Genomic DNA, 22,112 nt, shown 5'->3' on the forward strand with positions numbered 1-22,112 from the left:
TGCTCCTGTCTTCCGAGGGTTCGCCACCTGAACCGGGCAGGCCGACGATTCCTGACAGGAAGCCGGTGTGAAGCAGGTCACACCGGGGTCAGAAGGCGTGGAACAGGGGTTCCCCGTGGTCGGCGGCGGCCCATCGCCGGGTCGCGCGCTCGAGCTTGTCGGGGTTGACCTGGCTGCGGAAGGCGACGATGCCCTCGGCGTCGATCTCCGGGCACATGACGCCGACCACCAGGCCGTCGACGACCGCCACCACGGCGGGGGCGCCGTTGACCGTCGTCACGTGGATCTCGGCGGATCCGCCGACGAGGGCGCGCTTGGCCGGGCTCGGCTTGAACATGCCCCGCATGAACTTCGCGACCGCGAGAGCGCCCTCGAACGCCTTGGCGCGGGCCGGGACCTTGCCGCCGCCGTCGCCGATCGCCACGGCGTCGTCGGTGAGCATCCGTACGAGCAGGTCGGTCTGCCCGCTGGTGGCCGCCGCGAGGAACTCCTCGACGATCCGCCGGGCCGCGGCTTCGTCGATCTCGGTGCGGGCCCTGCCCTCCGCGACGTGCCGCTTGGCGCGGTGGAAGATCTGCTGGCTCGCCGCCTCGGTGAGGTCGAGGATCTCGGCGATCTCCCGGTGCGGGTGGCCGAAGGCCTCCCGCAGCACGTAGACCGCCCGCTCGTTGGGGGAGAGGCGTTCGAGCAGGGTGAGGACCGCGTACGAGACCGACTCGCGCTGTTCGGCGGTCTCGGCGGGGCCGAGCATCGGGTCTCCGGCGAGCAGCGGCTCGGGGAGCCACTGGCCCACGTAGCTCTCGCGCCGCGCGCGGGCGGAGGTGAGCTGGTTGAGGCAGAGGTTGGTGAGGACCTTCGTCAGCCAGGCCTCGGGGACGTCGATGCGGTCCACGTCGGCGGCCTGCCAGCGCAGGAAGGTGTCCTGCACGGCGTCCTCGGCCTCGCTCGCGGAGCCGAGGAGGCGGTAGGCGATGGCCTGCAGGCGAGGCGCGGCGGCGGTGAACCGATCCATGTCGTTCGCAGTCAGGGCCATGCCAGGATCCTAACTCCGGCCCCGGCCGGGAGCCTTGCCTTGGTGAGCCTCGGAGTCGGATGATCGTTCTTTCACTTCGAATGTGGGGGTAGGGCATGGCGCTCTTCGGGAACGCGCACGCGATCGATCCGGCGCAGGCGCAGCAGGACTACGCGCGGCTGCTCGGTCAGGGGGAGCAGGTGCACGCCGCGTACCTGCTGATCCGCGACACGATCTTCTTCACGGACCGGCGGCTCGTCCTGGTCGACAAGCAGGGCATCACCGGCAAGAAGGTCGAGTACCACTCGATTCCGTACCGGAGCATCACGCACTTCGCCGTCGAGACCGCCGGCACCTTCGATCTGGACGCCGAGCTGAAGATCTGGATCTCTGGCAGCCAGCTGCCCGTGCAGAAGACCTTCACCAAGGGCGTCGACATCTACGAGGTGCAGGCGATCCTGACGCAGTTCGTCGCGAAGTAGGCGTACGCCCGCACGCGCGGAGCGTCGTGGTGGGGAGGGGTTTCCGGGGGTCAATCCCGGAAATCCCTCCCCTTTTGGGTGAACCTGTCTGATTTGAATGTCAGTTGAATATGCCCTCGGCCTAACTTGCGTGGCGGAGGTGATGATCGATGGATGCGATCGACATCGATGACATGGTGCGCGCCGCCACCGGGACGCCCCTGCGGCGGCTGACCGCCCCCGACGGGACCCACTGGTTCCCCGTGGTGGACGTGGCCAAGCGGCTGGGGTACGCGGGGACCCGGGAGGCGCTGCGGACGGTGGCGCTGCCCGGTACGTGCCTCGCGTCCGCGCGAGAGCTCGCCGAGGGCGAGGAGTTCCCCGGCCGGGGCGGGATCAGGGCGTCGACGCGGATGGTGAGCCTCCAGGGGCTCGTCCAGCTCGTCGGTGCGTGCCGCAGACCGGAGGCCGGGCCCTTCCTGGCGTGGGTGGCCGAGGTCGTGGCGGCGGTCCAGCGGTACGGAGGCTACGGGCTCGAACCCTCGCCCGTGCACTCCGGTTACGTGCTGCCGCCCGAGCTGGTCGACGTCCTCGTACGGCTCGAGGGCCGGTTCGACGAGCGCTCGCCCGCGTACGCCGAGCACGCCGAGTACGCGGAGTTGCTCCGCGAGACCCGGCGGAGCCTCTCAAGGGTCGCCGACTCCCTTGAGCGGCTCTCCGTGCCCCGCCAGCGCACCGGCGCCGTCGTCGCGCTCACCCCGCAGGAGCTCGTCGAGTCCTGGGCCATCACCGGGGACGTGCGGACGGTCGCCACCTGCCTCGCCCCCGCCCTGATCCGGGGCGGGGTCCGCTACCGGACCCAGGACGTCACCCGGCGCACCGGGCTGTCCCGTGAGCGCGTCCGCGACTGCGTACGCCTCCTCATCGAGCGCGGCTGCATACGGGAGGTCGGCGGGCCGGACGCGGACGGGGCGCGGATCTACGTCCTGCCGTGAGTGCCCATGGCGCGGATCCGCGTCCTGCCGGGCGCCCGTGGGGCGGGCCTCCGTCGTGCGAGGCGCTCGTCGGGGCCGGGTCTCCGTCGTGCGAGGCGCCCGTCGGGGCCGGGTCTACGTCCTGCCGTGAGGGGCTCGTCGGGCCGGCGGCGCCACCGCCACCACCTGGTACGGGTCCGCGTAGACGATCCTGCCCGGACGGGCCGACTCCAGGCGTACGCAGGGCACGCCGTGGTCACGCAGGATGCGCAGGTACGGGGCGACCCGGGCCAGTGCCTCGGTCGCCGTCGGGCGGAACCAGGCCGCCGCCCCCGGGTTCAGGTGCGGATCGTAGACCGTCGGGTCGACCGTCGACGGGTTCGGGAAGTGGGCGTCGTACCAGTCGTTCGAGGAGCGCCAGACCGCGTACTCGTCGGGGGAGAGCCGGCCCTCCCGAGCCAGCGCGTTGGCCAGCCCGAAGACTCCGGGGTGGTGCCCCCGGGGGCTCCTCTCCGGGGACTGGAAGCGGATGTGACGGAGACTGGGTGGCAGGGGAGCTCGCACAGAGGGAGCTTGCACCAGATGCGCCCCCGAGGGGCGGGTGCGGAGGAGGAACGGCGTGGAGTGGCGGTGTCGGGGGATCACCTGGAGCGGCGGGGCGCCCGGCCTGCGGTGGCGGGGCGGAAGGGTCAGCTCCCTCGCGTACGGGCAGGGGCTCGCCTTCCGGGCCGTGGGGGCGCGGCGGTGTCCCGGGGCCCGGGGCAATCGCTGCCCCCTGGAGGCGGTCGTGCCCGGCCGGGCCACCGGCGGGCGGTGCGCGGAGTGCGCGCGGCTCGACCGGGCCCACTCGGTCGCCGCCGACACCTTCCTGGACGATCCGCAGCCGTACCGCGTGTACCTCGCCTGGTTCGGGCCCGGGATGACGAAGGTGGGCATCACGGCAGAGGCCCGGGGCGAGGCCCGGCTTCTCGAACAGGGCGCCGTCACGTTCAGCTGGCTCGGGCGGGGTCCGCTGATGGCCGCCCGGCGGACCGAGGAGGTGCTGCGGCAGGCGCTGGGGGTCCCCGACCGGGTGGCGTACGAGCGGAAGCGGGCCGCCCGGCACACCCTGCCGGCCGCCCCGGTCCGGGTCGGCGAGGTGGAGGAGCTGCACCGGCGCGCGGGCGCGGTCGGTGGCTGGACGGAGACCCTGGAGCCCCTGGAGTTCGCCCCGCGCGACCACGTCGAGGTCTTCGGCCTCGACGGGCTGCCGCCGCTCGACGGCACCGTCACCGAACTGGTCGACGGGGGTGTCGTCAGCGGGCGGCTGCTCGCCGCCGCCGGTCCTGATCTGCACCTCCTCGACCCCGGCGGGCGCTGTCTCGCCCTCGACACGCGGCTGATGAGCGGCTGGGCGCTCCAGGGCGCCGGTGCGGGGGACGCCATGTCCGTGCCGGTGGCGGAAGCGGTGCCCGCCGTCGACCCGAGCACGCAGGGGGAGCTCTTCTGAGGGCCGGCGGGCACACACCCCCACCCGGCGCCCCGCTTCGTAAAGTCTTGGATCCCTTTCCCCTGGGGCCGTGGACAGCCCGCCCGGCCCCGGCGAGGGTGATCACATGACTCCCCAGCTGGTGGCGGGCATCGAACCGCCCTACTACACCGCCGTGTTCACTTCCATCCGCCCCGAAGCACCCGAGGGCTACTCCGCGACCTCCTCCCGTATGCAGGAGCTCGTCAAGGGCATCCCCGGCTTCCTCGGCTACGAGACCGCCCGCACTCCCGGCGGCATCGGCATCACCGTCGCCTACTTCCGCGACCTGGAATCCCTCGACGCCTGGCGGCTCGACACCGAGCACCAGGCCGCCAAGGCGTACGGCCGGGAGCACTGGTACGAGAGCTACAGCGTCCACATCGGCAAGGTCGAACGGAGTTACAGCTTTGAGCGGAAGTGACACTCCTGCGGACATCGCCGCGCTGCTCACGCGCCTCGGCATTCCCGGCCTCGTCGACGTGCACACGCACTTCATGCCGCAGAACGTCCTCGACAAGGTCTGGGCCTACTTTGACGCCGTCGGTCCGCTGACCGGCCTGGAGTGGCCCATCACCTACCGCGAGGAGGAGGAGCGCAGGCTCGCCCTCCTGCGCGGCTTCGGGGCGGTCGCCTTCACCGCGATGCTCTACCCGCACAAGCCCGGAATGGCCGCCTGGCTGAACTCCTGGGCCGTCGACTTCGCCGCCCGTACCCCCGACTGTCTGCACACCTCGACCTTCTTCCCCGAGCCGGGTGCCGACCGGTACGTCCAGGAGGCGCTCGACGCCGGGGCCCGGGTCTTCAAGGTGCACCTCCAGGTCGGCGGGTTCGATCCGACCGACGTCCAGCTGGACAGCGTCTGGGGAGCCCTCGCCGACAGCGGGACCCCCGTGGTCGTCCACTGCGGCTCCGGGCCCACCCCGGGCAGGTTCACCGGCCCCGGGCCCATGGGGAGGCTGCTCGCCCGTCATCCCGGGCTGCGGGTGATCGTCGCGCACATGGGGATGCCCGAGTACAGCGACTTCCTCGACCTCGCCCAGCGGTACGAGGGCGTCCACCTCGACACCACCATGGCCTTCACCGATTTCAGCGAGCGGCTCGCGCCCTTCCCCGGGGCGGAACTCAAGCGGCTCGTCGACCTGGGCGACCGGATCCTCCTCGGCTCCGACTTCCCGAACATCCCGTACCCGTACGCGCACCAGCTCCATGCCCTCGAACGCCTCGGGCTCGGGGACGACTGGATGCGACGGGTCCTCTACGAGAACGGAGCCGCGTTGTTTCACGTGAAACGGTGAACGGTGAATCGGTGAATCGGTGAATCGGTCAGCGTCTGAGCGCCGCATCCTCTGAGCGGCGAAAACCTCCGAGCCCCCGCATCCCTTTCTCAGGGAATTCACAGGAAAGGGAAAGAGGGCTCTCAGCGGCGGCGGAGAGCGTGGGTGCCATGACCGTCACCACACGCCGCCCCGGCACCCGCGCCGACATGCTCCGTGCCGACGGCACCGCCGTCCGCGTCCTCGTCGTCGACGACGAGGCCTCGCTCGCCGAGCTCCTCTCCATGGCCCTGCGGTACGAGGGCTGGCAGGTGCGGAGCGCGGGCGACGGGGCCGCCGCCCTCCGCTCCGTACGCGAGTTCCGGCCCGACGCCGTGATCCTCGACGTGATGCTCCCCGACGCCGACGGGCTCAGCCTGCTGGGCTCGATCCGCCGCGAGCTGCCGGACGTCCCGGTGCTCTTCCTGACGGCGAAGGACGCCGTCGAGGACCGGATCGCCGGACTCACCGCCGGCGGCGACGACTATGTCACCAAGCCGTTCAGCCTGGAGGAGGTCGTCGCCAGGCTGCGCGGCCTCATCCGCAGGTCCGGGGCGGCACAGGCGCGCAGCGAGTCGCTGCTCGTCGTCGGGGACCTGACCCTCGACGAGGACAGCCACGAGGTCACCCGGGGCGGGGAGTCGATCCATCTCACCGCCACCGAGTTCGAGCTGCTGCGCTACCTCATGCGCAATCCGCGCCGGGTGCTGAGCAAGGCACAGATCCTCGACCGGGTCTGGTCCTACGACTTCGGCGGCCAGGCCAATGTCGTCGAGCTCTACATCTCCTATCTGCGCCGGAAGATCGACGCGGGCCGCTCCCCGATGATCCACACCCGGCGCGGCGCGGGGTATCTGATCAAGCCCGGGGAGTAGTCCCGGTGTTCCGACGTGTACGCCGGCGGCCGTGGTCACTGCGGACCCGGCTCGTCGTCTCGGCGGTCGCGCTGATCGCGGTCGTCGCAGCCGTCATCGGGACGGTCACGACGATCGCGTTCCGCTCGTACCTGTACGACCGGGCCGACGAACAGGTCCGTACGGTCTCCGACCGGGCCGCGGGCCCGCCGGTCGCCACGGGCCTCGGCCCCGACGACCCGGGCCGGGGCCAGGACCCGCTCGGATTCGTCGAGGGGCCCGTCCCGACCGGCACCCTCGGCGCGGTCCTGGTGGACGGCCGGCTGACCTCGGCCGGGTACTCGGCCGAGGCGGAGACCGAGAACGGCGGTCTGTACGGGCGGAACGTCCGGACCGAACTCGACGCCGCCCAGCGGGCCGCGCTTGCCGCCGTCCCGCGTGACGGGGAGCCGCACACCGTCGATCTGCCCGGCCGACTCGGCTCGTACCGGGTCGAGTACGCGGAGGGCAGCAGAGGCACGTTCCTCACCGGCATTCCGCTCACCGAGGTCGAGGACGCCCTCTCCACCCTCGTGGTCGTCGAGCTGAGCGTCACGGGAGCCGGTCTCGTCGCAGCCTCGCTCGCCGGGACCGTACTCGTCGGGGTGGCCCTGCGGCCGCTGCGGCGGGTCGCCGCCATCGCCGGTCAGGTCGCCAAGCTGCCGCTGCACAGCGGAGAGGTGGCACTCCACCAGCGGGTCCCGGAGGCGGAGGCCGATCCGCGCACCGAGGTCGGCCAGGTCGGCGCGGCCATCAACCGGATGCTCGACCACGTCCACTCGGCGCTCGACGCCCGCCAGCAGAGCGAGACCCGTGTCCGGCGGTTCGTCGCGGACGCCAGCCATGAACTGCGCACCCCTCTTGCCTCGATCCGTGGGTACGCGGAGCTGACCCGTCGCGGCGGCGAGGAGTGCGGGCCCGACACCCGGCACGCGCTCGGCCGGATCGAATCCGAGGCCGTCCGGATGACGGGACTGGTGGAGGACCTGCTGCTGCTCGCCCGGCTCGACGCCGGACGCCCGCTCTCGTACGGGTCCACCGACCTCGTCCCCCTCGTGGTGGACGCCGTCAGCGACGCCCGCGCCGCCGGGCCCGAGCACCACTGGCGGCTCGAACTCCCCTCGGAGCGCGCGCTCGTACGGGCCGACGGCGCCCGGCTCCAGCAGGTGCTCGTCAACCTCCTCGCCAATGCCCGTACCCACACCCCACCCGGCACGAAGGTCACCGCACGGGTCCGTGCGGAGCCGGGCGCGGCGCTCGTCGACGTCGAGGACGACGGGCCCGGCATCCTGCCCGAGCTCCTGCCCTCCGTCTTCGAACGGTTCGCGCGCGGCGACGCCTCCCGCTCCCGGCACGCCGGATCGACCGGCCTCGGACTCGCCATCGTGCGCGCGGTCGTCCTCGCCCACGGCGGCGAGGTGACCGTCACGAGCGCCCCCGGCCGGACCGTCTTCACCGTCCGGCTCCCCGCCGGCACGGACTCACAGGCAGGGCACAGGCGCATCACACAGCCGTGACAGCGGGCCCGGCGAGGGTCGGTGTCATGCGAACCCCAACGATCGCGGGGACTCCGTCCGTGGCCTCCGGAAGGTCCGACGCCCTCCCCGCACGGGAACACCTGCCGGTGAACATCGCGGGACGGCCCGTCCTTGACGTGGTGATCCCCGTCCACAACGAGGAGAAGGACCTGGAGCCGTGCGTCCGCCGGCTCCATGAGCACCTCCTCCGGACCTTCCCGTACGGCTTCCGCATCACGGTCGCCGACAACGCCTCCACCGACACCACCCCCGCCGTCGCCGCCGGCCTCGCCGCCGAGGTGCCCGAGGTGCGCTCCGTACGTCTCGAACAGAAGGGGCGCGGCCGGGCGCTGCGCACGGTGTGGTCGGGCTCGGACGCGCCGGTCCTCGCCTATATGGACGTCGACCTGTCCACCGATCTGAACGCCCTGCTCCCGCTGGTCGCGCCGCTCATCTCGGGCCACTCCGACCTGGCCATCGGGTCCCGGCTCACCCGCTCCTCGCGGGTGGTGCGCGGGCCGAAGCGGGAGTTCATCTCCCGGGCCTACAACCTGATCCTGCGCGGCTCGCTCGCCGCCCGGTTCTCCGACGCGCAGTGCGGGTTCAAGGCGATACGGCGGGACGTCGCCGAGCGGCTGCTGCCGATGGTCGAGGACACCGGCTGGTTCTTCGACACCGAGCTGCTCGTCCTGGCCGAGCGGGCCGGGCTGCGCATCCACGAGGTGCCGGTCGACTGGGTCGACGACCCGGAGTCGACGGTGCACATCGTCAGCACGGCGACCGACGACCTGAGGGGCGTCTGGCGGGTCGGGCGGGCCCTGGCGACGGGGTCGCTGCCCCTCGACCGGCTGGCCAGGCCGTTCGGGGACGACCCCCGGGACCGCGAACTCAGCGGGGTGCCACGGGGTCTCGCCCGGCAGCTGGTCGGCTTCTGCGCGGTCGGGGTGCTTTCCACCCTCTGCTACCTCGCCCTGTACTCGGCCTTCCGGCTCGGTGCCGGCCCGCAGTTCGCCAACGCCGCCGCGCTCCTCGTCTCCGCCGTCGCCAACACGGCGGCCAACCGGCGCCTCACCTTCGGCGTGCGGGGCCGGGACCGGGCCGTCCGCCACCAGGCGCAGGGGCTCGTGGTCTTCGCCATCGGCCTGGCCCTGACCAGCGGTTCGCTCGCCGCCCTCGGGGCGGCGACCGGTGAACCGGCGCACTCGACCGAGCTCGCCGTCCTGGTCGTCGCCAATCTCGCCGCGACCGTCCTGCGTTTCCTCCTCTTCCGGCTCTGGGTCTTCCCCGAGCGGTCCGCCCCGCAGACCTCAGCAAGGAACGAACGATGACCACCCTGTCCCCCGCGGCCCCGGCCGTTCCAGGAAGCGGCCGGCCCCGGCTCGCCCGGCTGTGGCGCGGGCGGGCCGAGGACGCCCCCTGGGTCCGGCCCACCTTCCTCGGTCTGCTCGCCGTGACCACCGCGCTCTACCTCTGGAACCTGAGCGCCTCCGGCTACGCCAACTCCTTCTACTCGGCCGCCGTCCAGGCGGGCGGCGAGAGCTGGAAGGCCTTCTTCTTCGGCTCGCTCGACGCGGCCAACGCCATCACCGTCGACAAGCCGCCGGCCGCCCTCTGGCCGATGGCCCTCTCCGTCCGCCTCTTCGGCCTGGGCTCCTGGCAGATCCTCGTGCCCGTGGTGCTCATGGGCGTCGCCACCGTCGCCGTGCTCTACGCGGCCGTACGGCGCAAGTTCGGCGCGGGCGCGGGCCTGCTCGCGGGCGCGGCGCTCGCGCTGACACCCGTCGCCGCGCTCATGTTCCGCTTCAACAACCCGGACGCGCTGCTCGCGCTGCTCATGACGGTCGCCGTGTACTGCGTGCTGCGCGCCCTGGAGCAGGACCATGGGGCGGCGAAGTGGCTCATGTGGGCCGGGGTGGCCTTCGGCTTCGCGTTCCTCGCGAAGACCCTGCAGGCCTTCCTGATCCTCCCGCCGCTCGCCCTCGTGTACGGGGTGTGCGCACCGGGCGCGATCGGGCGCCGGATCGGCCGACTGGGCCTCGCCGGGCTCGCGCTGCTGGTGTCGGCGGGGTGGTGGGTGGCCCTGGTCGAGCTGTGGCCGGAGTCCTCCCGCCCGTACGTCGGAGGCTCGCAGAGCAACAGCTTCCTGGAGCTGACCTTCGGCTACAACGGCCTCGGCCGCATCAACGGCAACGAGGTCGGCAGCGTCGGCGGAGGCGGAGGCGGAGGCGGGGCCGGTGGCGGCCGGTGGGGCGAGACCGGGATCGGCCGGATGGTCAACGACTCGGTGGGCGGCCAGATCTCCTGGCTCCTGCCGGCCGCGCTGATCCTGCTCGTCGCGGGGCTCGTCGTCACCCGGCGGGCGCCACGGACGGACCCGGCACGTTCCGCGTTCCTGGTGTGGGGCGGCTCGCTGCTGTTCACCCTGGCCGTGTTCAGCTTCATGGCCGGCATCTTCCACGAGTACTACACGGTGGCCCTGGCCCCGTATCTCGCGGCCCTCGTCGGCATGGGGGCGGCCGTGCTGTGGGAGGAACGCACCCGGTGGCTCGCCTCTGCGGTCCTCGCCGTGACGGTGGCGGTGACGGCCTGGTGGGGCTGGACGCTCCTGGGACGCACGCCGGACTGGCTGCCGTGGCTGCGCTGGACGGTCCTGGCGGTGGGCGCGGTGGCCGCGCTCGGGCTGCTGTTCGCGGGCCGGGCGGACCGGCGGCTCGGGCTCGCGGCCGCGGGCCTCGGCCTGGCGGCGGGGCTCACGGGGCCGTTCGCGTACACCCTGGCGACGGTGGACGCCGGGCACCAGGGCTCGATCGTGACGGCGGGCCCGGCGGGCGCGGACTTCGGCGGGATGCGCGGCGGCCCCGGCGGAGGCCGGGACGGCGGCACGCGGATGGCGTACGCCTTCCCGGGCGGCGGCCGGGCCCCCGGCGGCCCGGGGCAGGGCATGCAACTCCCGGGCGGCGGCCAGGTGCAGCCTCCGGGCCAGGGCCAGGGCCAGATGCCTGGTACCGGCCCCGGCGACGGTGAGCGTGGCGGCGTGGGCGGCGGCATGGGCGGCCTCCTCAACGGCGTCGACGTCAGTGCGGAGGCGAAGGCGGCCCTGCTCAAGGACGCCGACGACTACACCTGGGTCGCCGCAGCGGTGGGCGCCCAGAACGCGGCCGGCTACCAGCTCGCCACCGAGAAGCCGGTCATGGCGATCGGCGGCTTCAACGGCAGCGACCCGTCCCCGACGCTCGACCGGTTCATGCAGTACGTCGCCGAGGGGAAGATCCACTACCTCGTCTCGTCGGGCGGAGGCGGCACGGGAGGCGGCGCTGGAGGCGGCGAAGGCGCCACGGTCGGCCCCATGGGCGGAAACGGGACCAGCGCCCGGATCATCGCCTGGGTCCAGGACACCTTCGAGCAGGTGACTGTCGGCAGCTCCACCTTCTACGACCTGACCCGCCAGAAGTAGCCCGCGAAATAATCCCTATACACCGTACGAGAGTCCTTGTACGGTGTACGAGCCTTAGTCCCGTACACCGTACAAGGAGCCCTGCCCATGACGGCGACGACCGCCGCGACCGAACCGGCCGCCACCGGCGGCCACCCCCAGCGCTGGCTGATCCTCGGCGTCATCTGCCTCGCCCAGCTCACCGTGCTGCTCGACAACACCGTGCTCAGCGTCGCCATCCCCTCGCTGACCTCGGAACTCCACGCGACCACCACCGACATCCAGTGGATGATCAACGCGTACTCGCTCGTCCAGTCCGGCCTGCTCCTCACCGCGGGCAACGCGGCTGACCGCTACGGCCGCAAGAAGCTCCTCGCCCTCGGCCTCGCGCTCTTCGGCCTCGGCTCGCTCGCCGCCGGACTCGCCGAGTCCACCGCCCAGCTGATCGCCGCACGGGCGGGCATGGGCGTCGGTGGCGCGCTCCTCATGACCACCACCCTCGCCGTCGTCATGCAGATCTTCGACGACTCCGAGCGGGTCAAGGCCATCGCCCTCTGGTCGACCGTCGCCTCACTCGGCTTCGCGGGCGGCCCGCTGATCGGCGGCGTGATTCTGAACCACTTCTGGTGGGGAATGATCTTCCTGATCAACATCCCGGTCGCCGTCGTGGCGCTCGTCGCTGTCCTCAAGCTGGTCCCGGAGTCCAAGAACCCGCAGGGTGAGCGCCCCGACCTGCTGGGAGCACTGCTCTCGACCATCGGCATGACCGCCGTCGTGTACGCGATCATCAGCGGTCCCGAGCACGGCTGGGTCTCCGCCCCGGTGCTGGTCCCGGCCTTGATCGGGGTGGCCGGTCTCGGCGCCTTCGCGCTGTGGGAGCTGCGGACCCCGTACCCGATGCTCGACATGCACTTCTTCCGGAACCAGAAGTTCATCGGCGCCATCGGCGGCTCGCTCCTCGTCGTCTTCGGCATGGGCGGCTCGCTCTTCCTGCTCACCCAGCACCTGCAGTTCGTCCTCGGCTACGAGCCCCTTGAGGCCGGTCTGCGGATGGCGCCGCTCGCGCTGACGATCGTCGGTCTCAACCTGACCGGCATCGGCCCGAAGATCGTGATGAAGCTGGGCACCCCGCCCGCCGTCGTCCTCGGCATGACCCTGGTGGCCGCCGGTCTGACCTCGATCTCGCTGCTCGGCGGCGGCACGGACGGCAGTTACGCCGGCATGCTGCTCGGCCTGGTCCTCATGGGCGGCGGCATCGCCGTCTCCTCCCCGGCGATGGCCAACGCGATCATGAGCGCGATCCCACCGGAGAAGGCGGGTGTGGGCGCCGGCATCAACGGCACCCTCGCCGAGTTCGGCAACGGCCTCGGCGTCGCCGTCCTCGGCGCCGTGCTCAACGCCCGCTTCGCCGCGCTCGTCGCCGTGACCGCGAGCTCGCTGCCTGCCGCCCTCGCGGCGGCCGGGAGCGACACCGAACGAGCCGCGATCTCCGACGCCTTCGCCTCCGGCCTCCAGACCAGCCAGCTGGTGGGAGCCATCGCCGTCTTCGCCGGCGGTCTGGTGGCGGCGGCCCTGCTCAAGCGGGCCGAGCGGACGGAGGCCGCGGCGGCGCGGCAGCGGGCGGAGCAGACCGACAAGGCGGCTGCATAGCATGGGGGCCGACCGCTGACAGACGGAGGAACGCGATGGTCAAGGCAGCAGACCGGGCCAAGAACCCGGCGCGTTCCAGCGTCTGGCTGGAGGTGAGGGCTCCCCGCAGCGGCGGCGGTCCGGCCGGGCTCGACCGGGACCGGATCGTCGCCGCCGCGATCCGGATGCTCGACGAGGGGGGCCTGGCCCATCTGTCGATGCGCAAGCTCGCGGCCGAGCTCAACGTCACCGCCATGTCCCTGTACTGGTACGTGGACACCAAGGACGACATCATCGAGTTCGCCATGGACAGCGTCTACGGCGAGTTCGACCTCGCGGCGGTCGACGCCGCAGACGGCTGGCGGGGCATGATCCGGACGCTCGCCCTGGAATACCGCCGGATGCTCGTCCGGCACCCGTGGATGTCACCGAGCGCCGGGCAGTACCTGAACATCGGCCCGCACGCGATCGCCGTCGGCGGCAAGATCCAGGAGGCGATCGGGGGCACCGGCCTGCCGATCGACCGTCAGCCCAGCGCGACGTCGGCGGTCTTCCAGTTCGTGTACGGCTACGGGACGATCGAGTCCCAGTTCGGGCGGCGTGCTGCGGAGGCCGGGATGTCGCAGGACGACTTCTACGTGGAGTCCGTCAAGGCCTTCCGCGAGAATCCGGGCTTCGTGGAGGCCATCGAACCCATGGCGGAGATCCTCGACGAGCGGGCCTCGCACGGCAGCGTCACGGAGATCTGGGACCGCGACTTCGAGTACGCCCTCGACGTGCTGATCGCCGGCATCGAGACCATGGTTTCCCGTGAAACATCGACATGACGGAGCGGCGGGCCGTCCCCTGCCCGCCGCTCCGTACCCGACCCGGCCGCGCCTCCGCTCGAAGCGCGGCCGGGAGTCTCTCTAGCCTTCCTCCGAGCCCTTCGCCGAGCTGCTCTTGAGGGCGACTTCCTTGATGAACAGGGTCACCACGAAGGCCAGCAGCGCGAAGGGCGCCGAGTAGAGGAAGACATCGGCGACACCGTGTCCGTACGCGTCCTCCATGACGGTACGGATCGGGGCCGGCAGCTTGTCCATGTCGGGGATGGAGCCGCCCGAGCCGCCCTGGCCCATGGCGCCCGCTGCCTTCGGGCCGAGGTCGGCCAGGCCTTCCTTGACGTAGCTCGTGACCCGGTGGGCCATGACCGCGCCGAGCGCCGAGACACCGATCGCACCGCCGAGGGAGCGGAAGAAGGTGACGACGGAGGAGGCGGCGCCGAGGTCGGCGGGGGCCACCTGGTTCTGGGTGCAGAGCACCAGGTTCTGCATCATCATGCCGAGCCCGAGGCCGAGGACCGCCATGAACAGCGCGATGTGCCAGTACGCCGTGTCGTAGCGGATCGTGCCGAGCAGACCGAGTCCGCCGGCGGCGAGGGCGCCACCGCTGACCAGCCACGCCTTCCACCTGCCGGTCTTGGTGATGACCAGACCGGAGACGGTGGAGGAGACGAACAGTCCGGCGATCATCGGGATGGTGAGGACGCCGGACATCGTCGGCGACTCGTTCCGCGCCAGCTGGAAGTACTGGCTGAAGAACACCGTGCCGGCGAACATCGCGACACCCACGAACAGCGAGGCGAGCGAGGCGAGGGTGATCGTGCGGTTGCGGAAGAGGCGGAGCGGGATGATCGGCTCGCTCGCCCTGGACTCCACGAGGACGAAGATCCCGCCGAGGGCGACCGCGCCGAGCACCATCACGGCCGTCTGCCAGGACATCCAGTCGTACTTGTCGCCCGCGAAGGTGACCCAGATGAGGAGCAGGGAGACGGCGGCGCTGATGAAGAAGGCACCGGCCCAGTCGACCTTGACCTGACGCTTCACGACCGGGAGCTTGAGGGTCTTCTGCAGGACGACGAGCGCGATGAACGCGAACGGCACGCCGACGTAGAAGCACCAGCGCCAGCCGAGCCAGTCGGTGTCGGTGATGACACCGCCGAGCAGCGGGCCGCCGACGGTGGCGACGGCGAAGGTGGCGCCGAGGTAGCCGCTGTACCGGCCGCGCTCACGCGGGGCGATCATCGCGGCCAGGATGATCTGGGAGAGGGCGGTCAGACCGCCGACACCGATGCCCTGGACGACACGGCAGGCGATCAGCATGCCGGTGCTCTGGGAGAGGCCGGCGACGATCGAGCCCGCGACGTAGATGATCAGGGCTATCTGGACGAGCAGCTTCTTGGAGAAGAGGTCCGCGAGCTTGCCCCAGAGCGGGGTGGTCGCGGTCATCGAGAGCAGTGCCGCGGTGACCACCCAGGTGTAGGCGGACTGGCCGCCGCCCAGGTCGGTGATGATCTGGGGGAGTGCGTTGGAGACGATCGTCGAGGAGAGGATGGCGACGAACATGCCGAGCAGCAGCCCGGACAGCGCCTCCATGATCTGCTTGTGCGTCATCGGGGCGCCGCCGGAGGCGAGGTCCCCCTCCTTGGCGCTGCCGCCGCGCACACCGGTCTCTGGTGTGGTCGTCGTAGCCATCAACTTCCTTCGTTCTCAAGCGTGGTGGGCCCGGCAGTCCCCGAAGGAATCGCGGAGTCGGGCGAGCAGGCGGGTGAGCAGTTCGACGTCGTCGTCGGACCACTCCGCGAGGGTGCGGGCGAGCATGTCGGTCAGCCGTCGGTCGAGGACGGCGAGCATGTCTTCGCCCGCCCGGGTCAGGTGCAGGATGCGGGAGCGCTTGTCGGCGGGGTCGGGCAGTCGCTCGACCCATCCGCGGTCCACGGTGTGGGCCACATGACGGCTGCTGACGGACATGTCGACGGCCAGCAGCTCGGACATCCGGCCGATCCGCATGTCGCCGTGCCGGTGGAGCAGGGCGAGGACGGCCGCGGATCCGCCGGGACACTCGGCCGGCAGGGTCCGCGCGAGTCCGCGCTTCACCGCTCCGATGGCACTCACCTGGCGGGCGAGGTTCTCGTACCGATTGCCTCTGTCCATCAGGCACTCCATGGATGTCGTTGCTTAGGGCAACCATAGAGATGGATGGTTGCTCCAGGCAAACTAAAACGGTCAAACGGCGCTAAAGAATCGGCAAAGGCGGCCGAGGTGTGGGGCCGGTGTGGGTCGGGGGCGGGATGTGAGCGGTGGGCTTGGGCCCCTCACCCCTACTTCGCTAGGGTCCGGCCCATGGCACACAACCCCCAAGCACCGTACGGCCAGGGCCCGACCCCTCAGGGGCAGAGCCCCGAGGGTTACGACCCCGCCGGCAACACCCAGATGTTCCGCGCCTTCGTCGACGAGGGCGCCCCGCAGCAGCTGCAGCCGCAGGCCGTGGCCTCCTCGGGCGGCCCGAAGGTCGGCCTGATCGTGGGCGTGGTCGCGGTGATCGTCGTCGTGGCGGTGGCCGCCTGGCTGGCGCTGCGCTGACCGCTCCCCCCGTTCCCCATGCCCCGGTGGGCCGGATCCGCGTCACGCGGACCCGGCCCACCGTTCTTTTCGCGCGCGGAGGGAACGAGGTGTGCGCTCAGGGGGCGTCGGCGTCCAGGGCGGGTGCGAGCACCGCGAAGGCCTCTCCGATCAGGGCGCCCGGCTCCGCGGAGCCGTCGGCGCCCTCGCCCTCGCTCCACCGGTGCAGTACGGCGTCGAAGGCGGCGAGCGCCATGCCCGCGGCCAGCCGGGGGTAGAGGTCGGCCCGGGGGTCGCGGCCCAGGCGTGCCGCCAGTTCCTCCGTCAGGTCCTCTCGCCATCGCGCCTGGTGCTCGAGGAAGCGGGCGAGCAGGGCGGGGGTGCGCAGGATCAGCCGGACCACCGGCAGGGCCCGGTCGGCGTGGTCGTCGCAGATCGTCAGGGGGACGGAGACCGCGTGCAGGAGCGCCTCGGAGGGGCGCTCCCCGGCGGGCCGGGCGGCGAGGCCCGCGCGCATGTCGGCGCCCATGTCGGCCAGGAACTGGACGACCACGTCCTCCTTGGACGCGAAGTACCGGAAGAAGGTCCGCTTGGAGACCCCTGCCGTACTCGCGATCTCGTCGACGGTGACGGCGTCGAAGCCCTTGAGGGCGAGCAGCTGGAGGGCCGCCTCGGTGAGTTCGGTCGCGACGAGCTGACGCTTGCGCTGGGCCAGGCTGCTGGAGGCGGGGCCGGGAACCTGGCCGGGGGCCCGGCCGGGGCCGGGCTGGACTTCGGGGCGGTTGCTCACGGGGGAATCGTAACGCGGTGCCTTCGATGGCACCAGGACACCTTCATGTCGTGCAGACGCACACTTGACACTCGGTGACATCAGCGGCAACGTGTGTCGCATGACCAAGAAGCAGCGCTGGACCGCCGACCGGATCCCGGACCAGACCGGGCGGCTCTTCGTCGTCACCGGGGCCAACAGCGGCCTCGGCCTCGCCACCACCAGGGAGCTCGCCCGCCGGGGCGGCCGCGTGATCCTCGCCGTACGGGACGGGGAGAAGGGCCGCCGGGCCGTCGACGAGCTCGTCGCGGCCGGGATCGCGCCGGACCTGCTCGCCGTGCGCCCGCTGGACCTCGCCGACCTGGACTCGGTACGCGCCTTCGCCGGCCGGCTGCGCGAGGAGCACCCGCGCCTGGACGTCCTCGTCAACAACGCGGGCGTGATGGCGCCGCCCCGCACGCTGAGCCCCCAGGGCAACGAGGTCCAGTTCGCGGTCAACCACCTCGGGCACTTCGCGCTCACCGGGCTGCTGCTCGACCTGCTCGCCGCCGGACGGGACCCCCGGGTGGTCACCGTCAGCTCGATCAACCACCGCCAGGGCAGCCTCCGCCTCGACGACCTCACGGGCGACCGCGGCTACACGCCCATGGCCTGGTACAACCAGTCCAAGTTCGCCAACGCCGTCTTCGGGCAGGAACTGCACCGGCGCCTGAGCGCGTCAGGCAGCCCGGTCCGCAGCATCCTCGCCCACCCCGGCTACACGGCGACCCGCCTCCAGACCCGGGACACCTCCGGTCTCGTGAAGCTGGTCTTCGGCCGCATCGGCAATCCCCTGCTCGCCCAGCGCCCCGAGCGGGGAGCGCTGCCGCAGCTGTACGCGGCGACCGAACCGGGCCTGGAGGGCGGCGAGTTCATCGGTCCCGACGGCATGGGTGAGCTGCGCGGCGCGCCCACGCGTGTACGTCTCTCCACCGCGGCGGCCGACCCCGGGACGGGCCGCACGCTGTGGGACCTCTCGGAGCGCCTGGCCGAGGTGAGCTTCCCCGTCACCGCCAGGTAGCGGAGACCTTCCGGGTGTCGATCCGCATCCCGAGCGGAACCCGCCAGGAGTCCACGCACACGGTGTACGTCTCCGTCCGCGCCGCTCCTGCCGCGATCGGCGCGGGCAGCGGCTGGCTGGACGTGAGCGTCGCCCAGTGGACGCCGAGGGCGCCGATGACGTGGGTGGCGAAGGTGACCGTTCCGGAGCGGGCCGGTGTGCCGCCGCTGTTCCGGAAGGTGACGGTGACCCGCTCGCACCAGCGCCGTTCCCCGTCCGCGAGGACGGGGGCGGAGACGGTGAGCAGGGCGGGCCCGGGCGTCGGGGGCGGCGAGGGTGTGCCGGTGCCGGGCGCGGGCCGGACGGGCGGTGGTGGGGAAGGGGTAGGAGGGGGAGCGCTGCCGCCGGGGCGCGGGGCCGGAGCCGTACTCGACCCCGTAGGCGGTCCCGTACTCCCGTCCATGTCGGAGGACCCGGAGGACCCGGAGGACCCGGAGGACCCGGAGGACCCGGAAGCGCCGGAGGAACCGGACGCACCGGCCGTCGGCGATGTGACCGGTCCAGGGGCGGGGGCCGGGGCCTGAGCCGGAGAGGGTCCTGAGCCGGCGCCCGTGGCCGGGTTCCGGTCCGGGTGGTCCGGGGCCGGGGACGGGTATGACGTGCTGGACGTCGTACCGCTGGCACTCGGGCTGTCCAGGGGGACCAGGGTGACCGCCCCGGAGGGCGTGACCGCGCCCTCCGGTGAGGGGCCGGCGCCCACCGCCGCGTACCCCTCGCCGTCTCCTCCGCCGCCGCAGGCGGTCAGCGCCCCGCCGAGGCAGAGCGCCACCGCTACGAGTCCGGGCTTCCTTCGCCTCATGACCGCCAGTCTGTCTGACGAACCGTCAAGAAGGGAGCCCTTCGCGGAACTCAGTCGGCGATGAGACCCTCGCGCAGCTGGGCGAGGGTGCGGGTGAGCAGCCGCGAGACGTGCATCTGCGAGATGCCGACCTCCTCGCCGATCTGCGACTGGGTCATGTTGGCGAAGAAGCGCAGCATGATGATCTGCCGCTCGCGGGGCGGCAGTTTGGCGAGCAGCGGCTTGAGCGACTCGCGGTACTCGACGCCTTCGAGCGCCGTGTCCTCGTAGCCGAGGCGGTCGGCCAGCGAGCCCTCGCCGCCGTCGTCCTCGGGCGAGGGGGAGTCGAGCGAGGAGGCGGTGTACGCGTTGCCCACGGCGAGGCCGTCGACGACGTCCTCCTCCGACACCCCGAGGACGGCCGCGAGTTCGGGCACGGTGGGCGAGCGGTCGAGCTTCTGCGCGAGCTCGTCGCTCGCCTTGGTGAGGGCGAGGCGCAGTTCCTGGAGCCGGCGCGGGACCCGCACCGACCAGGAGGTGTCACGGAAGAAGCGCTTGATCTCGCCGACGACCGTCGGCATCGCGAACGTCGGGAACTCCACGCCCCGTTCGCAGTCGAAGCGGTCGATCGCCTTGATCAGGCCGATGGTGCCGACCTGGACGATGTCCTCCATCGGCTCGTTGCGGGAGCGGAAGCGGGCCGCCGCGTACCGCACGAGGGGGAGGTTGAGCTCGATGAGGGTGTCGCGGACGTAGGTCCGCTCCGGGCTGTCCGCGGCGGCGCCTTCGGTGTCGAGGGCGCGCAGCCGCAGGAAGAGGGAGCGGGAGAGGGTGCGGGTGTCGAGGGCTCCCGACGTGACGACCATGGGCGGAGGCGAGGTGTCGGCGCTCGCGGCGGCCTCCACGGGCCCGGTCGCGGTCGGCGCCGTCGTCTGCGTGGGCACGGAAACGGGCGTGAGCGTGAGCACCTTCGAGCTGCCCAGTTCTGTGGACATGCCACCCCCTTGAGGTCGCGGACGGTCGCGGTGGCCGCGACCATCTGAGGAACGCAGCCTCCACCTGAATACCGGCGGCGGGGCTGCGGCAAACTCGGTTCCAGCAGAATGTCACATGTCGGCAACACGCTGTAGTGACTTGTCGACACGGGGAGTGGGCATTTCCGCAGGAAACAAGGGGTGTGCGGCATTTGGGGTGCGCGAGAACTGCTCCGAACCGGTCTACCCGTTCCGGTTACGCCTCGATCCTGTTTGCGGATCTCAAACGTGCGAAGCTGCGGGCGAGGAGCCTTGACACATGCATCTGTGAGACGCCGAGTTCCTGGCTGATCTGAGACTGGGTCAAGTTGCTGTAGTAGCGCAGCATCAGGATCCGCTGCTCGCGCTCGGGCAGCTGCACGAGCAGATGCCGGACGAGGTCGCGGTGCTCGACCCCGGCGAGGGCCGGATCCTCGTAGCCGAGCCGGTCGAGCAGTCCGGGCAGCCCGTCGCCCTCCTGTGCGGCCTCCAGTGAGGTGGCGTGGTACGAGCGTCCCGCCTCGATGCAGGCGAGCACCTCGTCCTCGCCGATCCGCAGCCGCTCGGCGATCTCCGCCGTCGTGGGGGAGCGGCCGTGAGCGGTCGTCAGGTCCTCGGTCGCGCCGTTCACCTGGACCCAGAGCTCGTGCAGCCGGCGCGGGACGTGGACGGTGCGGACGTTGTCGCGGAAGTACCGCTTGATCTCCCCGACGACCGTCGGCATGGCGAAGGTGGGGAACTGCACGCCCCGGTCGGGGTCGAAGCGGTCGATGGCGTTGATCAGGCCGATCGTGCCGACCTGGACGACGTCCTCCATCGGCTCGTTGCGGGAGCGGAAGCGGGCCGCCGCGTACCGCACGAGGGGCAGGTTGGCCTCGATGAGGGCCCCGCGCACCCGGTGGTGCTCCGGAGTGCCCGGTTCCAGGTTCTTGAGCTGCCCGAAGAGCACCTGGGTGAGGGCGCGGGTGTCGGCGCCGCGGGTGCTCTGGGGCCGGGCGCGCGGGGTCTCCGGGCCGCCTGCCTCGTGCTGGGGCGGGACTTGAGGTGCTGTACTGGCCGGCACGTTCACGCCACCCCTTTGGCTGGTCTTGCTGGTCGACTGGGTCAACTACGGTCAACTCATCCGTCAAAAGCGGTCATAGCATCACAAGACATGTCCACTGTGTGCAAGCACCGCATAGTGACGTGTTGAGGGCATGATGGTGGAAAAAGGGGAGGTCACCCACGGAAAAGGCCCCCCGCCTCGACGGCAGGGGGCCCCGGGGCGAACGAGGGCTAGAAGGCGTAGTCCGCGATCACCCAGGTGGCGAACTCGCGCCACTGGGCGACGCCCGCCTGGTGCGCGGGGTGCTCCAGGTACCGCTGGAGCGCGTCCGTGTCCTCGACGGCCGAGTTGATGGCGAAGTCGTACGCGATCGGCCGGTCGGTGATGTTCCAGTCGCACTCCCAGAACCTCAGCTCCGGGATCTGACCGCCGAGCGCGCGGAACGCCTCGACACCCGCGACGACACGCGGCTCGTCGCGGGCGACGCCGTCGTTGAGCTTGAACAGGACCAGATGGCGGATCACGGAGGGACTCCTAATTGATGAGTTCGGTCATGAACTGACCGACTCCCTGGGCGGCGCTGGCAATGCCCTCGAACCCTACCTGCACGAGATCGGCGGCCCGCTCCGGAGACGTGACGATCGTGTACAGCACAAAGACCGAGACCGCGTACAGCACGGCCTTCTTCGCTTGCACCACTGACCAGCCCTCCCCAGTTCCCCCGCCGTACGACCGCGCCACTCTAACCGAGCCTTTATGGACCAAGGGCCCGGAGATCGAGGCCTTTTGCCGCCCCCCGGAAGGGTGACGGGCGAGCAGGATGGATGTCGAGCCCGGCGGATCAGGCAGGAATCCGGAGGGCTCCAGGAACCGGCCCGCACTGCGGGGTCCGCGCCGCGAGCTTCCCCCCTGATCGCGGCGCAGGACCTGAGGACCGGTTCTCATCGGGGGGGAGCGGCTTGTCCCCCCGATGCCGCTCCCCCCGTCCTACGGAGAAGGCCCCGTCCGCGCCACCCGCGTGGACGGGGCCTTTCGCGTGCGCGCCCTCGGACGGGCACTCATGGGCCGGGGCGCGCGGAGGGGGATACGGGGGGGATCCGGGGAGGGGGGATGTACGCCGAAGCCGCCCGGGGACACGCCGAAGGGCCCGGCGCTGATGCGCCGGGCCCTTCGATCGAAGCGGTAGCGGAGGGATTTGAACCCTCGGTGACTTGCGCCACACTCGCTTTCGAGGCGAGCTCCTTCGGCCGCTCGGACACGCTACCGAGAGAGAGCTTAGCCGAAAC

Annotated in this window: 24 protein-coding genes and 1 tRNA gene; 14 read left to right on the forward strand and 11 right to left on the reverse strand. The window is 71.6% G+C overall.

The genetic code is table 11. From position 1 onward, the window contains the following. Positions 1 to 88: 88 nt before the first annotated feature. The gene (locus tag ACFVYX_RS30105) at positions 89 to 1,033 is read right to left on the reverse strand and encodes an RNA polymerase sigma-70 factor (protein ID WP_389684644.1); all 945 of its coding nucleotides are present in this window, start codon (positions 1,031 to 1,033) and stop codon (positions 89 to 91) included. Positions 1,034 to 1,128: 95 nt separating this feature from the next. Between ACFVYX_RS30105 and ACFVYX_RS30110 the strand changes: the two genes are divergently transcribed. Together ACFVYX_RS30110 and ACFVYX_RS30115 are read left to right on the forward strand one after the other, a co-directional pair. Further along, a complete protein-coding gene (locus ACFVYX_RS30110) occupies positions 1,129 to 1,494 on the forward strand; it encodes a PH domain-containing protein (RefSeq protein ID WP_030549674.1) in 366 nt (121 codons plus the stop codon). A 149-nt stretch (positions 1,495 to 1,643) separates the two neighbouring features. After that, positions 1,644 to 2,468 (forward strand): BRO family protein, encoded by an 825-nt coding sequence (locus ACFVYX_RS30115; protein ID WP_389684645.1) that lies wholly within the window; start codon positions 1,644 to 1,646, stop codon positions 2,466 to 2,468. Positions 2,469 to 2,582: 114 nt separating this feature from the next. Here the strand turns inward: ACFVYX_RS30115 and ACFVYX_RS30120 are convergent, their stop codons facing one another. After that, positions 2,583 to 3,011, reverse strand: coding sequence for a hypothetical protein (locus ACFVYX_RS30120; protein ID WP_389684646.1), 429 nt, complete (start codon positions 3,009 to 3,011; stop codon positions 2,583 to 2,585). 55 nt (positions 3,012 to 3,066) lie between these two features. Here ACFVYX_RS30120 and ACFVYX_RS30125 point away from each other — a divergent pair, with 55 nt between their 5' ends. The 9 genes from ACFVYX_RS30125 (at position 3,067) to ACFVYX_RS30165 (ending at position 13,569) form a co-directional block, all read left to right on the forward strand. Further along, on the forward strand, positions 3,067 to 3,936 hold the full coding sequence (locus tag ACFVYX_RS30125; protein ID WP_389684647.1) for a DUF2797 domain-containing protein: 870 nt from the start codon (positions 3,067 to 3,069) through the stop codon (positions 3,934 to 3,936). Between the two features lie 106 nt (positions 3,937 to 4,042). After that, complete coding sequence (locus tag ACFVYX_RS30130; RefSeq protein ID WP_389684648.1) at positions 4,043 to 4,378, forward strand: antibiotic biosynthesis monooxygenase family protein; 336 nt, start codon at positions 4,043 to 4,045, stop codon at positions 4,376 to 4,378. After that, a complete protein-coding gene (locus ACFVYX_RS30135) occupies positions 4,365 to 5,252 on the forward strand; it encodes an amidohydrolase family protein (RefSeq protein ID WP_389684649.1) in 888 nt (295 codons plus the stop codon). The genes ACFVYX_RS30130 and ACFVYX_RS30135 overlap by 14 nt, the downstream gene beginning before the upstream one ends. Before the next feature lie 149 nt (positions 5,253 to 5,401). After that, positions 5,402 to 6,145: a response regulator transcription factor gene (locus ACFVYX_RS30140; protein ID WP_389684650.1), complete on the forward strand. Its 744-nt coding sequence runs from the start codon at positions 5,402 to 5,404 to the stop codon at positions 6,143 to 6,145. A 5-nt stretch (positions 6,146 to 6,150) separates the two neighbouring features. Next, positions 6,151 to 7,680, forward strand: a complete 1,530-nt coding sequence (locus tag ACFVYX_RS30145; protein WP_389684651.1) for a sensor histidine kinase — start codon at positions 6,151 to 6,153, stop codon at positions 7,678 to 7,680. A 26-nt stretch (positions 7,681 to 7,706) separates the two neighbouring features. Then, complete coding sequence (locus tag ACFVYX_RS30150) at positions 7,707 to 9,008, forward strand: glycosyltransferase (protein ID WP_389684652.1); 1,302 nt, start codon at positions 7,707 to 7,709, stop codon at positions 9,006 to 9,008. After that, positions 9,005 to 11,134, forward strand: a complete 2,130-nt coding sequence (locus tag ACFVYX_RS30155) for an ArnT family glycosyltransferase (protein WP_389684653.1) — start codon at positions 9,005 to 9,007, stop codon at positions 11,132 to 11,134. The genes ACFVYX_RS30150 and ACFVYX_RS30155 overlap by 4 nt, the downstream gene beginning before the upstream one ends. Positions 11,135 to 11,221: 87 nt before the next feature. Further along, positions 11,222 to 12,763, forward strand: coding sequence for an MFS transporter (locus ACFVYX_RS30160; RefSeq protein WP_389684654.1), 1,542 nt, complete (start codon positions 11,222 to 11,224; stop codon positions 12,761 to 12,763). 35 nt (positions 12,764 to 12,798) lie between these two features. Next, positions 12,799 to 13,569 (forward strand): TetR/AcrR family transcriptional regulator, encoded by a 771-nt coding sequence (locus ACFVYX_RS30165; RefSeq protein ID WP_389684655.1) that lies wholly within the window; start codon positions 12,799 to 12,801, stop codon positions 13,567 to 13,569. 81 nt (positions 13,570 to 13,650) lie between these two features. Here the strand turns inward: ACFVYX_RS30165 and ACFVYX_RS30170 are convergent, their stop codons facing one another. Next, entirely contained in the window at positions 13,651 to 15,255 is a 1,605-nt protein-coding gene (locus tag ACFVYX_RS30170) for an MDR family MFS transporter (RefSeq protein WP_389684656.1), read from the reverse strand. A gap of 15 nt (positions 15,256 to 15,270) precedes the next feature. Further along, positions 15,271 to 15,714, reverse strand: a complete 444-nt coding sequence (locus ACFVYX_RS30175; protein ID WP_389684657.1) for a MarR family winged helix-turn-helix transcriptional regulator — start codon at positions 15,712 to 15,714, stop codon at positions 15,271 to 15,273. Between the two features lie 189 nt (positions 15,715 to 15,903). On the opposite strand from ACFVYX_RS30175, the gene ACFVYX_RS30180 reads away from it, so the two are divergent. Next, complete coding sequence (locus ACFVYX_RS30180; RefSeq protein ID WP_389684658.1) at positions 15,904 to 16,143, forward strand: hypothetical protein; 240 nt, start codon at positions 15,904 to 15,906, stop codon at positions 16,141 to 16,143. 97 nt (positions 16,144 to 16,240) lie between these two features. On the opposite strand, the gene ACFVYX_RS30185 is transcribed toward ACFVYX_RS30180, so the two are convergent. Continuing rightward, positions 16,241 to 16,912 carry a TetR family transcriptional regulator gene (locus ACFVYX_RS30185; RefSeq protein WP_389684659.1) on the reverse strand — a complete coding sequence of 224 codons (672 nt, stop codon included), beginning with the start codon at positions 16,910 to 16,912 and terminating at the stop codon, positions 16,241 to 16,243. Between the two features lie 100 nt (positions 16,913 to 17,012). Between ACFVYX_RS30185 and ACFVYX_RS30190 the strand changes: the two genes are divergently transcribed. Beyond that, entirely contained in the window at positions 17,013 to 17,951 is a 939-nt protein-coding gene (locus ACFVYX_RS30190; protein WP_389684660.1) for an oxidoreductase, read from the forward strand. Here the strand turns inward: ACFVYX_RS30190 and ACFVYX_RS30195 are convergent. After that, positions 17,938 to 18,393: a hypothetical protein gene (locus ACFVYX_RS30195; RefSeq protein WP_389684661.1), complete on the reverse strand. Its 456-nt coding sequence runs from the start codon at positions 18,391 to 18,393 to the stop codon at positions 17,938 to 17,940. The genes ACFVYX_RS30190 and ACFVYX_RS30195 overlap by 14 nt on opposite strands. On the opposite strand from ACFVYX_RS30195, the gene ACFVYX_RS30200 reads away from it, so the two are divergent. Further along, on the forward strand, positions 18,392 to 18,514 hold the full coding sequence (locus ACFVYX_RS30200; protein ID WP_389684662.1) for a hypothetical protein: 123 nt from the start codon (positions 18,392 to 18,394) through the stop codon (positions 18,512 to 18,514). The two genes, ACFVYX_RS30195 and ACFVYX_RS30200, sit on opposite strands and share 2 nt — an antisense overlap. Positions 18,515 to 18,839: 325 nt before the next feature. On the opposite strand, the gene ACFVYX_RS30205 is transcribed toward ACFVYX_RS30200, so the two are convergent. The 5 genes from ACFVYX_RS30205 to ACFVYX_RS30225 all read right to left on the reverse strand — a co-directional run bounded on the left by ACFVYX_RS30205 (position 18,840) and on the right by ACFVYX_RS30225 (position 22,091). After that, a complete protein-coding gene (locus tag ACFVYX_RS30205) occupies positions 18,840 to 19,763 on the reverse strand; it encodes an RNA polymerase sigma factor SigF (protein WP_389684663.1) in 924 nt (307 codons plus the stop codon). A gap of 235 nt (positions 19,764 to 19,998) precedes the next feature. Next, positions 19,999 to 20,844 (reverse strand): RNA polymerase sigma factor SigF, encoded by an 846-nt coding sequence (locus ACFVYX_RS30210; protein WP_389684664.1) that lies wholly within the window; start codon positions 20,842 to 20,844, stop codon positions 19,999 to 20,001. Between the two features lie 212 nt (positions 20,845 to 21,056). Beyond that, a complete protein-coding gene (locus ACFVYX_RS30215; protein WP_356539818.1) occupies positions 21,057 to 21,350 on the reverse strand; it encodes a Dabb family protein in 294 nt (97 codons plus the stop codon). 10 nt (positions 21,351 to 21,360) lie between these two features. Continuing rightward, on the reverse strand, positions 21,361 to 21,525 hold the full coding sequence (locus ACFVYX_RS30220) for a hypothetical protein (protein ID WP_384101564.1): 165 nt from the start codon (positions 21,523 to 21,525) through the stop codon (positions 21,361 to 21,363). Positions 21,526 to 22,006: 481 nt separating this feature from the next. After that, positions 22,007 to 22,091: transfer RNA gene (locus ACFVYX_RS30225), tRNA-Ser, on the reverse strand. Positions 22,092 to 22,112: the final 21 nt, after the last annotated feature.

It is taken from the genome of Streptomyces sp. NPDC058326 (assembly GCF_042879855.1).
GTDB lineage: Bacteria > Actinomycetota > Actinomycetes > Streptomycetales > Streptomycetaceae > Streptomyces.

Excerpts from the sequence above, each read along its gene's own strand:
- ACFVYX_RS30105 (WP_389684644.1), bottom strand. The coding sequence starts at position 1,033 with ATGGCCCTGACTGCGAACGACATGGATCGGTTCACCGCCGCCGCGCCT.
- ACFVYX_RS30110 (WP_030549674.1), top strand. The coding sequence starts at position 1,129 with ATGGCGCTCTTCGGGAACGCGCACGCGATCGATCCGGCGCAGGCGCAG.
- ACFVYX_RS30115 (WP_389684645.1), top strand. The coding sequence starts at position 1,644 with ATGGATGCGATCGACATCGATGACATGGTGCGCGCCGCCACCGGGACG.
- ACFVYX_RS30130 (WP_389684648.1), top strand. The coding sequence starts at position 4,043 with ATGACTCCCCAGCTGGTGGCGGGCATCGAACCGCCCTACTACACCGCC.
- ACFVYX_RS30140 (WP_389684650.1), top strand. The coding sequence starts at position 5,402 with ATGACCGTCACCACACGCCGCCCCGGCACCCGCGCCGACATGCTCCGT.
- ACFVYX_RS30150 (WP_389684652.1), top strand. The coding sequence starts at position 7,707 with ATGCGAACCCCAACGATCGCGGGGACTCCGTCCGTGGCCTCCGGAAGG.
- ACFVYX_RS30155 (WP_389684653.1), top strand. The coding sequence starts at position 9,005 with ATGACCACCCTGTCCCCCGCGGCCCCGGCCGTTCCAGGAAGCGGCCGG.
- ACFVYX_RS30160 (WP_389684654.1), top strand. The coding sequence starts at position 11,222 with ATGACGGCGACGACCGCCGCGACCGAACCGGCCGCCACCGGCGGCCAC.
- ACFVYX_RS30165 (WP_389684655.1), top strand. The coding sequence starts at position 12,799 with ATGGTCAAGGCAGCAGACCGGGCCAAGAACCCGGCGCGTTCCAGCGTC.
- ACFVYX_RS30170 (WP_389684656.1), bottom strand. The coding sequence starts at position 15,255 with ATGGCTACGACGACCACACCAGAGACCGGTGTGCGCGGCGGCAGCGCC.
- ACFVYX_RS30175 (WP_389684657.1), bottom strand. The coding sequence starts at position 15,714 with ATGGACAGAGGCAATCGGTACGAGAACCTCGCCCGCCAGGTGAGTGCC.
- ACFVYX_RS30180 (WP_389684658.1), top strand. The coding sequence starts at position 15,904 with ATGGCACACAACCCCCAAGCACCGTACGGCCAGGGCCCGACCCCTCAG.
- ACFVYX_RS30190 (WP_389684660.1), top strand. The coding sequence starts at position 17,013 with ATGACCAAGAAGCAGCGCTGGACCGCCGACCGGATCCCGGACCAGACC.
- ACFVYX_RS30200 (WP_389684662.1), top strand. The coding sequence starts at position 18,392 with ATGTCGGAGGACCCGGAGGACCCGGAGGACCCGGAGGACCCGGAGGAC.
- ACFVYX_RS30195 (WP_389684661.1), bottom strand. The coding sequence starts at position 18,393 with ATGGACGGGAGTACGGGACCGCCTACGGGGTCGAGTACGGCTCCGGCC.
- ACFVYX_RS30205 (WP_389684663.1), bottom strand. The coding sequence starts at position 19,763 with ATGTCCACAGAACTGGGCAGCTCGAAGGTGCTCACGCTCACGCCCGTT.